At 40.7% G+C, this 12,965-nt stretch carries 13 protein-coding genes; 4 read left to right on the forward strand and 9 right to left on the reverse strand.

The genetic code is table 11. The features are described from left to right. Positions 1 to 24: 24 nt before the first annotated feature. Positions 25 to 1,302, reverse strand: a complete 1,278-nt coding sequence (locus tag CYK47_RS04395; protein ID WP_122899296.1) for a glutaminase — start codon at positions 1,300 to 1,302, stop codon at positions 25 to 27. Positions 1,303 to 1,517: 215 nt separating this feature from the next. Here CYK47_RS04395 and CYK47_RS04400 point away from each other — a divergent pair, with 215 nt between their 5' ends. Together CYK47_RS04400 and CYK47_RS04405 are read left to right on the forward strand one after the other, a co-directional pair. After that, positions 1,518 to 2,666: a GGDEF domain-containing protein gene (locus CYK47_RS04400; protein ID WP_122899298.1), complete on the forward strand. Its 1,149-nt coding sequence runs from the start codon at positions 1,518 to 1,520 to the stop codon at positions 2,664 to 2,666. Positions 2,667 to 2,733: 67 nt separating this feature from the next. After that, on the forward strand, positions 2,734 to 4,014 hold the full coding sequence (locus tag CYK47_RS04405) for an MFS transporter (RefSeq protein WP_122899300.1): 1,281 nt from the start codon (positions 2,734 to 2,736) through the stop codon (positions 4,012 to 4,014). Here CYK47_RS04405 and CYK47_RS04410 read toward each other — a convergent pair. The 8 genes from CYK47_RS04410 to CYK47_RS04445 form a co-directional block, all read right to left on the reverse strand. After that, positions 3,950 to 4,201, reverse strand: coding sequence for a hypothetical protein (locus tag CYK47_RS04410; protein ID WP_353653405.1), 252 nt, complete (start codon positions 4,199 to 4,201; stop codon positions 3,950 to 3,952). The genes CYK47_RS04405 and CYK47_RS04410 overlap by 65 nt on opposite strands. Before the next feature lie 50 nt (positions 4,202 to 4,251). Further along, entirely contained in the window at positions 4,252 to 6,333 is a 2,082-nt protein-coding gene (locus tag CYK47_RS04415) for a 3'-5' exonuclease (protein WP_122899304.1), read from the reverse strand. A 39-nt stretch (positions 6,334 to 6,372) separates the two neighbouring features. Continuing rightward, complete coding sequence (pnuC, locus tag CYK47_RS04420) at positions 6,373 to 6,936, reverse strand: nicotinamide riboside transporter PnuC (RefSeq protein ID WP_122899306.1); 564 nt, start codon at positions 6,934 to 6,936, stop codon at positions 6,373 to 6,375. After that, on the reverse strand, positions 6,933 to 7,445 hold the full coding sequence (locus tag CYK47_RS04425) for a hypothetical protein (protein WP_122899308.1): 513 nt from the start codon (positions 7,443 to 7,445) through the stop codon (positions 6,933 to 6,935). Before CYK47_RS04425 ends, pnuC begins: the two co-directional genes overlap by 4 nt. Positions 7,446 to 7,604: 159 nt before the next feature. Further along, positions 7,605 to 7,943 carry an FKBP-type peptidyl-prolyl cis-trans isomerase gene (locus tag CYK47_RS04430; protein ID WP_122899310.1) on the reverse strand — a complete coding sequence of 113 codons (339 nt, stop codon included), beginning with the start codon at positions 7,941 to 7,943 and terminating at the stop codon, positions 7,605 to 7,607. 37 nt (positions 7,944 to 7,980) lie between these two features. Then, positions 7,981 to 8,607, reverse strand: coding sequence for an MgtC/SapB family protein (locus tag CYK47_RS04435; protein WP_122899312.1), 627 nt, complete (start codon positions 8,605 to 8,607; stop codon positions 7,981 to 7,983). A gap of 83 nt (positions 8,608 to 8,690) precedes the next feature. Continuing rightward, positions 8,691 to 9,221, reverse strand: coding sequence for a YaeQ family protein (locus CYK47_RS04440; protein ID WP_122899315.1), 531 nt, complete (start codon positions 9,219 to 9,221; stop codon positions 8,691 to 8,693). A 112-nt stretch (positions 9,222 to 9,333) separates the two neighbouring features. Then, positions 9,334 to 10,335, reverse strand: a complete 1,002-nt coding sequence (locus CYK47_RS04445) for a CobW family GTP-binding protein (RefSeq protein WP_122899317.1) — start codon at positions 10,333 to 10,335, stop codon at positions 9,334 to 9,336. Positions 10,336 to 10,751: 416 nt separating this feature from the next. On the opposite strand from CYK47_RS04445, the gene CYK47_RS04450 reads away from it, so the two are divergent. Both CYK47_RS04450 and CYK47_RS04455 read left to right on the forward strand, forming a co-directional pair. After that, positions 10,752 to 10,943 carry a hypothetical protein gene (locus CYK47_RS04450; RefSeq protein ID WP_122899319.1) on the forward strand — a complete coding sequence of 64 codons (192 nt, stop codon included), beginning with the start codon at positions 10,752 to 10,754 and terminating at the stop codon, positions 10,941 to 10,943. 322 nt (positions 10,944 to 11,265) lie between these two features. Then, on the forward strand, positions 11,266 to 12,876 hold the full coding sequence (locus CYK47_RS04455; protein WP_122899321.1) for a bifunctional 3-(3-hydroxy-phenyl)propionate/3-hydroxycinnamic acid hydroxylase: 1,611 nt from the start codon (positions 11,266 to 11,268) through the stop codon (positions 12,874 to 12,876). Positions 12,877 to 12,965 lie beyond the last annotated feature (89 nt).

Consider the following 12,965-nt stretch of genomic DNA (forward strand, 5'->3'; position numbering starts at 1 on the left):
CTCCCCCTTTACCAAAGGGGGAGTTTATGAATGAAACTTCGCTAAATACTTTTCTAATGCTTCATTCACCACTTCTCGCTTATGCCCTTTAAGCTGAGCTTCGCTCAAAATATTTTCCGAATCCACCACTTTTACAGTATGCCCATCTGCGTGTAAACGTTTAACACCTTCAAACAACATCCTTGCACCCACATTGTGCACCAAAGTTAAATTGGTCAGGTCTAAAAGAATCGTCGAGTTGCCTGCAGGTTCATTTTGCAAACGCCGTAATAACATTTCAGATTCAGTAAATTGCAGTACACCACGTAGTTCATACACGATCACATCTTGATATTGCTCAAGTACATAACGGCTTTGTAAGATCGTTTGTGCCGATGGTGTACCCTGCATGAGATGCAACCCCATATCATTGGATAAACGCTCAAAGATTTTCACCCCACGCACACTATTACCATGTGTATCAATCTTTGGGGAAAATACTGCAATTCCTACTTGTCCAGGCAATACCCCAAAAATCCCCCCGGCAACACCACTTTTGGCCGGAATACCCACACTACTCAGCCAATCGCCTGCTGAGTCATACATACCACAGCTCAGCATCACACTTAACACTTGGCGTACTACGGCGCCATCGAGTAATCGTTCGCCTGTCAGGGGTTCAATCCCGCCATTGGCCAGCACACTGCTCATACGTGCTAAGTCTTTGACAGTCACCAAAATCGCACATTGTTTAATATAGCCGTATACTATTTCTAGTGGGTCTTGTGCCAATACCCCAACAGTACGCAGCATATAACCAATAGATAAATTACGAAAAGCGCTCTGAATTTCTGATTCATACACCTTAAGATCAAAGCATAATTCACGCCCTGCCAAGCGACTTAAGAATTGGCGTAGTTTTTCAGCGCGTTGTTCACCTTGTTGGATCGGTATCAAAGCATGGGTCGTAATAGCGCCAGAGTTAATCATTGGATTTTTAGGGCGTTTGGTCACAGGATCTAAAGAAATTTGATTAAATGCCTCACCAGAAGGCTCTACATCAACTTTATCTAATACTGCATTTAAGCCTAATTCTTGTAGCGCCAAAGCATAAGCAAAAGGTTTAGACATGGACTGAATGGTAAATTCCACCGTATCATCACCACTTGCATAAATGGTGCCATCGACCGTCGACAATGCCAAAGCCAGATGTTTGGAATTGGCTTGTGCTAACTCTGGAATATAGTCCGCCAAAGCGCCTTGACTGTTGGCTGCACATTGGCTTAACACATGGGTTAAATAATCAGGAACTGGCGTTTGCATATTAAGAGACCATGATGGCTTTACTTTTAACATAAACGTTGGGTTTGCTTGTGCCAAGCACTGCCATATGAGGCTTACAATTTTATGACATAAGCGGTTTGGTCATTGGGGCTTTACCCATTTAAGTCCATTGACAATGCTTTATTTGAAGCTTCGTATTTTCTACACTTTTTGTTGCTATACTCCACAAGCTTTCTATTGCCTCTATCTTTATAATGCTTGCGTCGCAATTATCGGTCTTTAGTTTTATTATTCCCAGCTTTTTACTCTGTTTAGGTGGTGTAATTTTATGGCTAGGACAGCGTAAGTATATTGTGGCTTATGTGCGTTATTTTGCCTGTGTGATTATTATGGCAGGGCTGTTACAAATCGCACAAGCAATCGCTATTCCTCACCAAATGATTCACGTTTTACCTTGGTTATGTACTTGGTTTTTGTTGATGATTGCTCTCATGACGCACAGTATTTATCTGCGCTTTCAGATCAACATTCGTTGGTCCTTTATTGGCATTATTATTGTACTTTCAACCCCAATATTTTTATATTTCAACTACATACATTACAGCCTACAATACCGTTTAATCGCCATAGCAATCGCAACAACTCTAATCTTCGCCAATAACATAAAAGAACTTGTTCACGCACAGTCACGCAATTGGCTGGATCATTGGTTAAAAATGGTGATGATCGTCCTCTTGGTGGTTTTAAGTATACAGATCATATTTTTAGTCTTAATGTCATCCACCGCTTTGTTGAGCAATTACCTGCCCTTATTTTGGTCCAGCACACAATTTACTATTTTATTTTTTAGCATGGCGATTTTCTCATTATTGGCTGGCTGCGCAGTACATGACTCCATGCGAGCCTTAAAATATGAACGTAATATTGATCCATTAACAGGTCTGTTAAATCGCCGTGCGCTGCATGACCCCAATAAGCTCTTTCGGGAGCTGCCGCCTGCCCCCTATGCACTATTATTGTGTGATTTAGATCATTTTAAAAAAATTAATGATCAATATGGTCATGCGGTAGGTGATTTGACTTTACAGCATGTTAGTCACATTATGCGTATGACCTTACGTCATAGCGACCGTATTATTCGTTTAGGCGGTGAAGAATTTTTAGTGATTTTGGCTGCTCCTAATGAGGCTGCTTTACATACCGCAGAACGCCTACGCAGCATGATTTATCATCAGCCTTTATCTGTTGCCGAACAGCACATTCAGACGAGTATCAGCATTGGCGTGTGTTGTTTTGAGCATACCGATGATTTTGACACAGCTTTACATGATGCTGATTTATTGCTGTATCAAGCCAAAAAATTGGGCCGTAATCAAGTGGCTTGGCAATTGACGAGCTCATAAAAAAACAGTTGTCGTCTAAAAAATAATCCAGCATGATGCCAAACACTATGATCGCTAGAGAATCTGCATGGACGCAAAAGATCGTCGCACCCTTGGCTTATCCTCTTTAGGGGGCGCTTTAGAGTTTTATGACTTTGTCATTTATGTATTTTACGCCAAGATTATTTCTGAGTTGTTTTTCCCCAACGGCTTAAGCCCATTTTGGGCCATGCTCAATACCTATGGTATTTTTGCCGCAGGTTATTTTTTCCGTCCTTTAGGCGGTGTCGTGATGGCCCATTGTGGTGATCTGCTGGGGCGTAAAAAATTATTTAGTTTATCTATTTTACTTATGGCCTTACCAACGCTTATGATTGGAATCATGCCAACTTTTGAAAGTATTGGCTATGCAGCACCGCTGTTATTATTGCTCATGCGTGTGGTACAAGGCATTGCCATTGGCGGGGAAATTCCTGCGGCTTGGACTTTTGTGTCAGAGCATGTACCTGCGTCTAAAGTTGGTTTTGCCAATGGCATTTTAACCGCCAGTTTGTCTTTAGGAATTTTACTGGGTGCATTAATGTCGTTATGGATTGCGCTGCAATTTAGCGAAAGCCAAATTTATGATTGGGCATGGCGTATTCCCTTTATTGTCGGTGGAGTATTTGGTTTATTGGCCATGTATTTACGCAGCTATTTAAAAGAAACCCCAGTATTTCAAGCCATGCAAGCCAAAAAACAATTGGCCAAAGAATTGCCAGTCAAACAAGTATTGGCCACCCATAAAACTGCTGTCGGCATTGGTATGTTAATGACTTGGTTTTTAACCGCTTGTGTAGTGGTGCTGATTTTAACCATGCCTCATTTACTCACCACCCATTTTGGTTATAGCCGTAGCCAAGCCTTTAGTTTGCAAAGTTTAGCGATTGTTATGCAAATGATAGGCTGTGTTGCTGCTGGTATTTTGGCAGATCGTTTTGGTGCTGGCCGAGTATTGTTGGTCGGCGCAATTTTTGTCGCCAGTATTGCCGGTATTTTCTATCAAAGTTTAGGTCATGCCAGTGCAAATATGATTTTTATGCTGTATATGCTGCTAGGTTTGGCTTCGGGTACGGTGGGCATGGTGTCTTATGCCTTAGTGAAAATGTTCCCTGCTCATATTCGTTTTTCAGGGATTTCTTTTTCTTATAATCTGGCGTATGCCATTGCTGGCGGTTTAACCTTGCCAGTGGTGCAATGGTTAAGCCTGTATAGCAATATTGGCGCAATGTACTACATTTGGGTGGTGTGCTTGGTCAGCGTATTTACTGCTTTAATTTATCGTCAACGCTTTGAAAAATCTGCGGCGGTTGCAGCTGAAGCACTGTAGTTTCAGCCACGTCAAAGCTTAAACGATAACCGCGAAATTCAATCACGGCGTAGAATTGTTCTGCGCCGTCATCTAAACCACTGGCATGCCACGTTGTGCCTTGTGGAAAATCATTCAACCATGTTGCTGCATAAAAGTCAGCGACACAATCTAACGTTAAATCTTTTGTATTGATTAATACGCTCAGCCACTTGTAGAAAGTGTGCAATCGGTTTTTGATAAAAATCAATAAGCATTTTATTCCAGTAAACGCAATTTCTTTAAGCGTGATGACACCGCCCCTTCACTACGCTCTAGACGCTTGGCAATCTCTTTTAACGGCAATTGTTCTAGCATAAAAGCATCAATTAAACGTACTTCTTCATCTTCATCCCAAGGCTGATAAGCTTTGCCTGTTTTGCTAGAACTTTGAATTTCTGTGCTGTCGAGCTTCACTTGGGTGGGTACTGGCACGCTAGGTAAATTTTGATGCTGCTCTAGCAAAGTGTGTAGCTCTTGATAAAAACCTTGCTTTTGGCTAGCCAAAAGATATAAATATTCTTGTGCGCGGGTGAGTGCAACATACGCCAATTTACGTTCGGTTTCTGCTTCACGTTTGGCGCGTGGCATCTGCTCTAAACCTAAGCAAAATACATGTTTAAACTCTAAGCCTTTACAGGATTCTAAATTTAAAACTTTGACGCTATCTGTGTCTAAATTGAGTTTCTTTTTAGCGCTTGAACTGGTCACCCATTCTAACTGCACCGACTGCGCATGCGCGGCAAAGGCTTGATTAAGCCACTGTTCATCCTGTTTATGCGCGGTATCATAGGCTCTTAAAATAGCAACTTCTTTAGGCGCTGTACCTTGCTGAATTAAACGCGCAACTTTTTTGGCAATAGAATTGAGTAGTGTTTCACGTACAGGCTCATAATGGCTAATCGGATAGTGCCCCTTGCGACACTCTCCCGTATCTGGATTGAGCACCCGATCATAAATATCTTGGCCTTGTAGGCTGCCAATCTGTTTAGGATTGAGAAAGTCACGCGCTATGTCTAAAATTTCTTTGGTATTACGGTAACATTTTAGCAATTCAATCGGACGTTTACCTTGCACCTGCAAACCCACCGACTTCCAACTTGGCTTAGTGCGGTTAAAAATATTTTGCGCAGGGTCATAGCAAAATAAAATACTATTGGTATTGGGATTGACTAACTTGGTCAGCAACTGAATCCATTCTTGAGAAAAATCCTGCCCCTCATCAATTAAGATCGCATCATAAGGATGGGTATGAGGATGCTCATCTAAATAGTCTTGTAATAAACCGACAATACGTTGATCATAATCTTCTGATTTTTCGCCCATTTTAAAGCCAACATTGGCTTGGGTAATGCTTTTGACCACCCCATGAAAATTCTGTACATCAATATGTTGTACTGTGCCCAACATATTTTTAATGTGATTGCATAAAGTGTTGTTAAAACACACCACCAAAATTTTCCAATCCGGATAAATTTGGCGTAAATAACGCGCGCGACTGGCTAAAACCAAAGATTTACCACTCCCTGCGACGCCTTTTAAAATCCGATGCCCTTCGCCAATGTTTTTAGCGACACTTTCTTGCTGTAAATCGAGCGCCTTAAAATCTTGGGCTTGTGCTTTAAATAAATCGTCTTGTGTTAAATGATTGACCCGAATTTCAGGGAAAATCATATAGCGCAGCGCTTTTTCTTGCGCATAGCTTAAAGGATGAAAGTTAAAACTAAAACCTTCAAAAGCAGCCTGTAAGCGTTGTTTAGTTTGTTCACGGATCACAGCATCATTGAGATCCAATTCTAGCTCATCTTTAAACAAAGCTTTTTGAGCTGGGGTAATACTCGGATGGAGTAATTCCATTTCCTTGGCATCATGGCGCGTGAGATGGGTATAAAACACCGCATAGGTGACTGGAAAAATCAATTTGCCTTGATATTGCCCTTGCGGATTAATAAAAGCTGCATTTTGCTTACATTGATTGATCAGTTTTAAGCTAAATTGGCGTGCTTGCACATTAGGATTCGCGACCGAAGTGACTTGGCCATTTTTATAAAAAGTACCAGAAAAATACAGTTTATCAATGTGAATAAAATGACTTTTCGACCAGTCTTTGACTTCTATGGCCAGTAAGCCCCAAGCAGGATGCCAAATTAAAAAATCCGAATAACGACCTAAAGCTTCAGGTTCATACCAAATACACACCCGATCATCATCACTAAACAAGTGTTGTAAAAATTTAAAAACTTTCTTTTCACCACTGGTGGCATCTGTTTGATTTAAGTTACTTGGTATAAATTCGGCCATGACCTAACTACGTTGTCTATTCCCCACGCGAAATATACGCTAATTTTGCGCTAAATTTAAGCGACTTTGTCGCCACTGTATTAATCCCCAAATTGCCAACCCGACAAAAGCGGCATATAAAATTGCAGTTAAATAGAGTGCTTTATAGCTAAACATACCCACATAAATGATGTCTAAGACAATCCACAACCACCATGTTGCCAGATATTTACGGCTCGCCCAATAGGTAGCCAATAAGCTAAATGCGACTAACTGCGCATCTAAGATAGGCAAAGCAGCTTGAGTAAAAAAGTGTAAACTTAAGCCAAAGGTCAAACCTAAACTTGCAGTCAGTAGCATCTGTAAAAAGGCAGCTTTACGACTAATATGACTCACATCTATAGGCTGATGTTGGTTTTTTTGCCATGTCAGGAAACCATAAATCGCCATCAACATAAAAAAGCCTTGTAATAGCGTTTCGGCATACAGTTGATAGCAATAAAACAAATAGCCGTACACGGCTGCTGCAATAAAGTTAAATAACCAACATAAAAGATGTTTTTTCACCGTTAACGACACCGCGATCACACTTAAAATCACGGCAAAAATTTCTAAACCACTCATTCTAAATGCGCCATGGGCAATTGTAGGCTTTCATCCATATGCTGGTGACTGTATTCAGGATGAAATTCTGGTTTCCATAAACTCAATTTATGCTCTTCGCCAAAACGATCCACATGCAACTGAAACACACCATAACGCCCAATATAATATTCATAAGATTGCGTGGAAAAAGTCAGATAAATCGACCATTCATCTAGGTCTAAACGCCGCACTTCATGTTGTGTATCTTTAGGTAATTTACTGAGTAAATCATCGCGCATCGCAAAAACTGCGCGTGAATCACGTTGTTCGATACATTGCTGCATAAACAGGCGGGCTACATCATCAAATAAAATTTGTTTTTCTAACAAAATTTGCGCGAGAACATCTGTAATTAAACGCGCAGGTGCTGCGTTTAAAGGCGGTGTATAGGGTGCTTGGGTCGTTGTACGACTGGTCAATTGCAAGTAGTGATAGATAAATACTGCCAAGACCACAATCACAACGAAAATCAAGAGCATATGACCCATTGGGCAACCTATGTTTATCGCAAAACTTTATGGCGATACTATAACGATTCTCACAGCGCAAAATAAAGTGTATTTACGCCCGCGCATTAAATAAATCTTAGACTGAATCGCATGTCAAAACAGCTAAGATCGCGACTGCAACCTTAGCTGAACACGCATTTAGTCGCGAGTTTTTACATCATATAACTCAATTTCAAAAATTAAGTTTGAGTGAGCAGGAATCACGTTGCCCATTTTACGCTCACCATAGGCTAAGTGTGATGGCACGATCAGTTTACGTTTACCACCGACTTTCATGCCCATAATGCCTTGATCCCAACCCTTAATTACACGACCTGTACCAATCACGCATTCAAAGTAGTTACCACGATCCAGTGATGAATCAAACTTGGTGCCATCTTCTAACCAACCCGTGTAATGCGTGGTAATTAAAGCGCCTTTCACTGCTTCTTTACCTGTACCTTCAACTAAGTCAATAATTTGTAATTCGTTGCTCATAATAGCCACCTCATAAAAATGTCTAGTATAAACAAGATTAGAAATTCAGTTCTTGAATATCAGGATCATTGAGTAAATATTCGGTTAAGCGTTGATGGTTTGCTGCCGAGCCAATCAAAATCCAGCGTCCACTAATGCGATTTTGGTTTTTATGCTGAGTATTACGAATCACTTTAAGTTGATAGGTTTTAAATAATTCTTCGTATTTATCTAAGGTTTCTTGTTTATAAAAACAGACGATACGGTAATGCCGCGCTTGGTTTAAATCTTCAATTTGTTCTTGTACATAAATTAAAATCGCCAATACCATCATCACAATCACGGCGCTAAATAGACTTAAAACTTCATAACCTGCACCCACAGCCATGCCTAAAGCTGCGGTCATCCAAATGGTGGTAGCGGTGGTAATGCCTGAAATGCGATTTTCGTCTTTAAAAATTACCCCTGCGCCTAAAAAACCTAAACCAGTTAAAATATTGGCCGCCAAACGATCAGGGTTTTCCACGCCAATTTTTATCGACAGCATGGTAAATAAACACGAGCTGACACTGACCATAATCATGGTGCGTAGCCCTGCCGATTTACTGCGATATTCACGCTCTGCGCCAATCACTGCACCAATGGCTAAGGCCAACAGTAAACGATACATTTCTGCATCTGTCATTGTATTATTCTTCTTATATTAATTCTTATCTTAGATATACAAAGCTTGGCGTTAAGATGCAAGTTGCTCTTAACGCCAAAAAATTATTTAAGCTGTGTCCATTCAATCACGGCTTGGGCATTATCACCAATTAAAGTCCATTCGCCATCCATCACGTTTAATTGCAATTGCATGGTGCGTTCACATAAGGCTTGAATCGCAGTCGTTGTCGCTTCAGACAATTGCCACACTTCAACATTTTTTAAGGTTTTGATTTTGCTGCTGCGTTTGTACCATTCATCTACCGATGAACCATAAGCAATCACCGCCACTTGGTCACAGCGCGCACTGGCTTTTTTGACTTTATCTTCATCCGGCAAACCGACTTCAATCCATTTTTGCAATTGACCCGTTAAGTCTTTTTGCCACAGCGCTGGTTCATCCGTTTCAAATAAGTCTTTAGTAAATTCTAAAGCTTCATCGGCATAACGTGCATAGGCCAAAATACGCACCATTAAACGTTCAATGGTTTCTGATGGATGTAGTGCCATGGTAAGTTGATAATCGCCATATTGGTGCACGTCCATATTGGCGATATTTAAGTCTGCTTTATAAATCGTTGCTTTTAAAGCCATTGCCGAAATCTCCTGATTTTATTGCCGCTAGGATACTCGATTTCGGCCTAAATCTTCCGTTTTGGCAGAGTTTTTGCGTGATCTAGGCATAAATTAGACATCCCACATTAAACTAAGCCTGATCATCGACACGGCAGGCCAATAGTGCTGCTTCAAACCTGTGCCAGTCACGCTCATTTTGATAAATCACTTCAATGCGGTTATCCACATTTTCGGCACTGCTTTGATAATTAAATTGCTCAGGATTAAAGTTAAAACTTTTCCAACCTTGATCGGTGTTAAAAATCGCTTTAATTCTGAGCCAATCTTGCTGCTCACAGAGTAAATCTAATACATCATAAAAATTAAATTGCCAGCGTTTAGAAAATTTCCACCCTGCTACACAATAACCCTGTGCGTGTTCAATATAGTGATAGGGCAATTGTTTAATTTCAGGCATTGCTTGAGGATCTAAAGTAGCTTGGATTTTAAGCAAAGGCTGCACTTTACGCTGAGTAGCGCGATAAGCTTGATCAATTTCAGCCAACTGAATATTCCCCTTGTCTGCCATTAGCCATGTTTGACCATAAGCTTGATATTCTTGTTGTAATGCCTGTAGCGCACCTTGATCTTCGACACGCATCAGGTCGCGATGCGAAATCACAATAATCTGCGCGGCTTTGAGCTGATCTTGATATAAATTTTGCGTAGTCCAAGTTGCATCATGCAAACGTGAACCATCAACAACGGTTACTGGACTACGCACTGCTAAATGCGCCTGCCAATGCGGTTCGCTGAGTTGTTCTAAGAGTTCAGCAGGATGACCAAGACCAGTAGGTTCGATAAATAAACGATCAGGTTTTTCTTCATTTAATAAACGTGACAGCGCAATTTGCATAGGCAATTGACTGCTACAACATAAACACCCGCCCAATAACTCTTTGACTGCATAACCGTCTTGTTGTGGTAGTAAGGCTTGATCGACACCAATTTGCCCAAATTCATTCATCAGCACTGCCCACGTTTCGCCCTCAGGCTTTTGTTGCAGCAATGCGGTTAATAATGTGGTTTTGCCTGCCCCCAAAAAACCCGATATCACATGCGTTGGTACTGCTTGTGGAACAACGATTTGCATACCCGACCCCAAGTTTAAAATTGCCCCATGCTATGCAAACTTAATTCAAGTTGCAATACAGGTCTAAAAATGCCAACTCACACAGACTCATGTAAAATTTACTTACATTTTCAATAGACCAAGATACTCTCAAAACAGTGTCACAAAGGGGTAATTTGTTAAGTTATATTAAATTTTAAGTTTAATTTTTAAACAAAATTTCATATTTTGATACATTTTAGCACGATGAAAATGATGATTATTTACAACAACTACACAGCTGGCGTTTTATTGTATTTTTCACGTAATCCTTAAATACCAACTTTGTGATTCGTATTGCTCGATACCCATACAGGCTCGTAGTATGAGCGGCGTTGCACTGCTGCCCCCACAATAAAGTGCAACGTCTATTTTTTTATTTTCAAGGATGCCAAATCATGAATATCAAAACCTTAACTTTAACAGCCTTACTTGCAAGTGCCACCACAATGAGCTTTGCTGAAGTCACAATCAATGAAAGCCAACAACCTGCTTCAGAAGCAGCAGCACCTGTCGTGGTGTCTGATCAAGAGCAACCTGAAAGCATTACACCTACAGTTGAGCAAGAACAGCCAGTACAAGCAGAATAAGTGCTGCGCTAAGTTGAACGCTACTTACTCCAAAGTAAATAAGACTTAAACCCCAAAAGGCGTTCAACATAAGGTCAAATTGTGCTCTGCAATTTGACCTTTTTAACCACTTAAACTTTTCACCATAGAAAATAATGATGATTAAATCAAAAAGCGATATATAAAATTTTAATAAAAAACACACAAAAACAATATCTTATTAAAATAAAATCAATTTAAAAGCACGAGTACCAGTCTAGCTATCCACTATGGCATAGCTTGTATATTTTTTGCTTTAGCCCCTTAATAGCAACATCGTGAATGGATTGAATGGATATTCGCTGTGACTACAAACAAAACTGAATATACGACTGAAGTTGCCATTTTAGGCGCAGGTCCTGTGGGTTTAACCATTGCTAACTACTTAAGCAAACAAGGCATCAAAGTCAAAGTAGTTGAGCAGCTGGACAGCTTAATCGACTATCCACGTGCGATTGGTATTGATGATGAATCTTTACGTACTATTCAATCTTTAGGATTAGTGGATCAAGTGCTACCGCATACCACACCTAATCATGCGATGCGCTTCTTAACGCCAAAAGGACATTGCTTTGCTGATATTCAGCCAATGACGCGTGAATTTGGTTTCTCACGTCGTAATGCCTTTGTACAGCCACAAGTAGATAGCATCTTATTAAACGGCTTGGCGCAATACCCACAAACTGAAGTGTTATTTTCACGCCACTTAACGCATTTTAATCAAGATGCATCAGGCGTGACCTTAAACGTAAAAACCAAAGATGGCAGCGAAGAAAGCATCCGCGCGCAATATTTAATTGCATGTGACGGTGGTAACTCGATTGTACGTCGTACCTTAGGGATTGGTTTTGATGGTAAAACTGCACCTAACCAATGGATCGTGATTGATATTGATAACGACCCACTGGCAACACCACATATTTACTTATGCTGTGACCCTGTGCGTCCTTATGTTTCAGCAGCGCTACCACATGGTATCCGCCGTTTCGAATTCATGGTCATGCCAGGTGAAACTCAAGAAGAACTTAGCAAACCAGAAAACATTGCCAAATTACTGTCTAAAGTATTACCAACAACAGACGGTATCGAAGTGATTCGTCAACGTGTTTATACACATAACGCGCGTATTGCGGATAAATTCCGTGTTGACCGCATCTTACTTGCTGGTGATGCTGCGCACATCATGCCAGTATGGCAGGGTCAAGGTTATAACAGTGGTATGCGTGATGCCTTCAACTTAGCGTGGAAAGTGGCGTTAGTTGTACAAGGTAAAGTAGGTGCTGATCTTCTTGATTCATACCAAATTGAACGTAAAGACCACGCTAAAGCAATGATTGATTTGTCAGTTATGGCAGGTAACGTGCTTGCGCCACCGAAAAAATGGCACGGTGTAGTACGTGACGGTATTGCTTATGCGCTGAACTACATTAAACCAATTAAACAGTATCTGTTAGAGATGCGTTTTAAACCAATGCCACAGTATCATGATGGTGCCTTGATCAATAATGGTCAAAAGCAAACACCTGTAGGCAAAATGTTTATTCAGCCAAAAGTGCAGCTTGAATCAGGCGAACAGGTCTTGCTTGATGAAGTGATTGGCAATGACTTTGCTATTGTCGCTTGGGGCGTAGATCCAAAATGGGGTCTATCTGAAGCATCAATGCAAAAATGGCAACAGCTTGGTGTTAAATTTATCCAAGTGATTCCTGCGGTACAGTTACCCAATAACAAACGTAAGCATTACGAAGGTGTAATCACTGTTGGTGATATTGGTACAGACATCCGTACTTGGTTTGGTAAGACGACTGAATCTGTCGTGATCTTACGTCCAGACCGTTTCGTGGCAGCACTTGCGATTCCACAGACTTTAGATCATGTCAGCCAACAATTATTTGCAAAACTACATGTTAAATAATTGTTAAACCGAAAAAACCACGCGCAATGCGTGGTTTTTTTTGCTTTAAAATTAAAAAAGCAGATGCAGCTTAGGCTGACATCTGCTTC

The organism is Acinetobacter sp. B51(2017) (genome assembly GCF_003711395.1).
In the GTDB taxonomy this organism is placed as follows: Bacteria; Pseudomonadota; Gammaproteobacteria; order Pseudomonadales; family Moraxellaceae; genus Acinetobacter.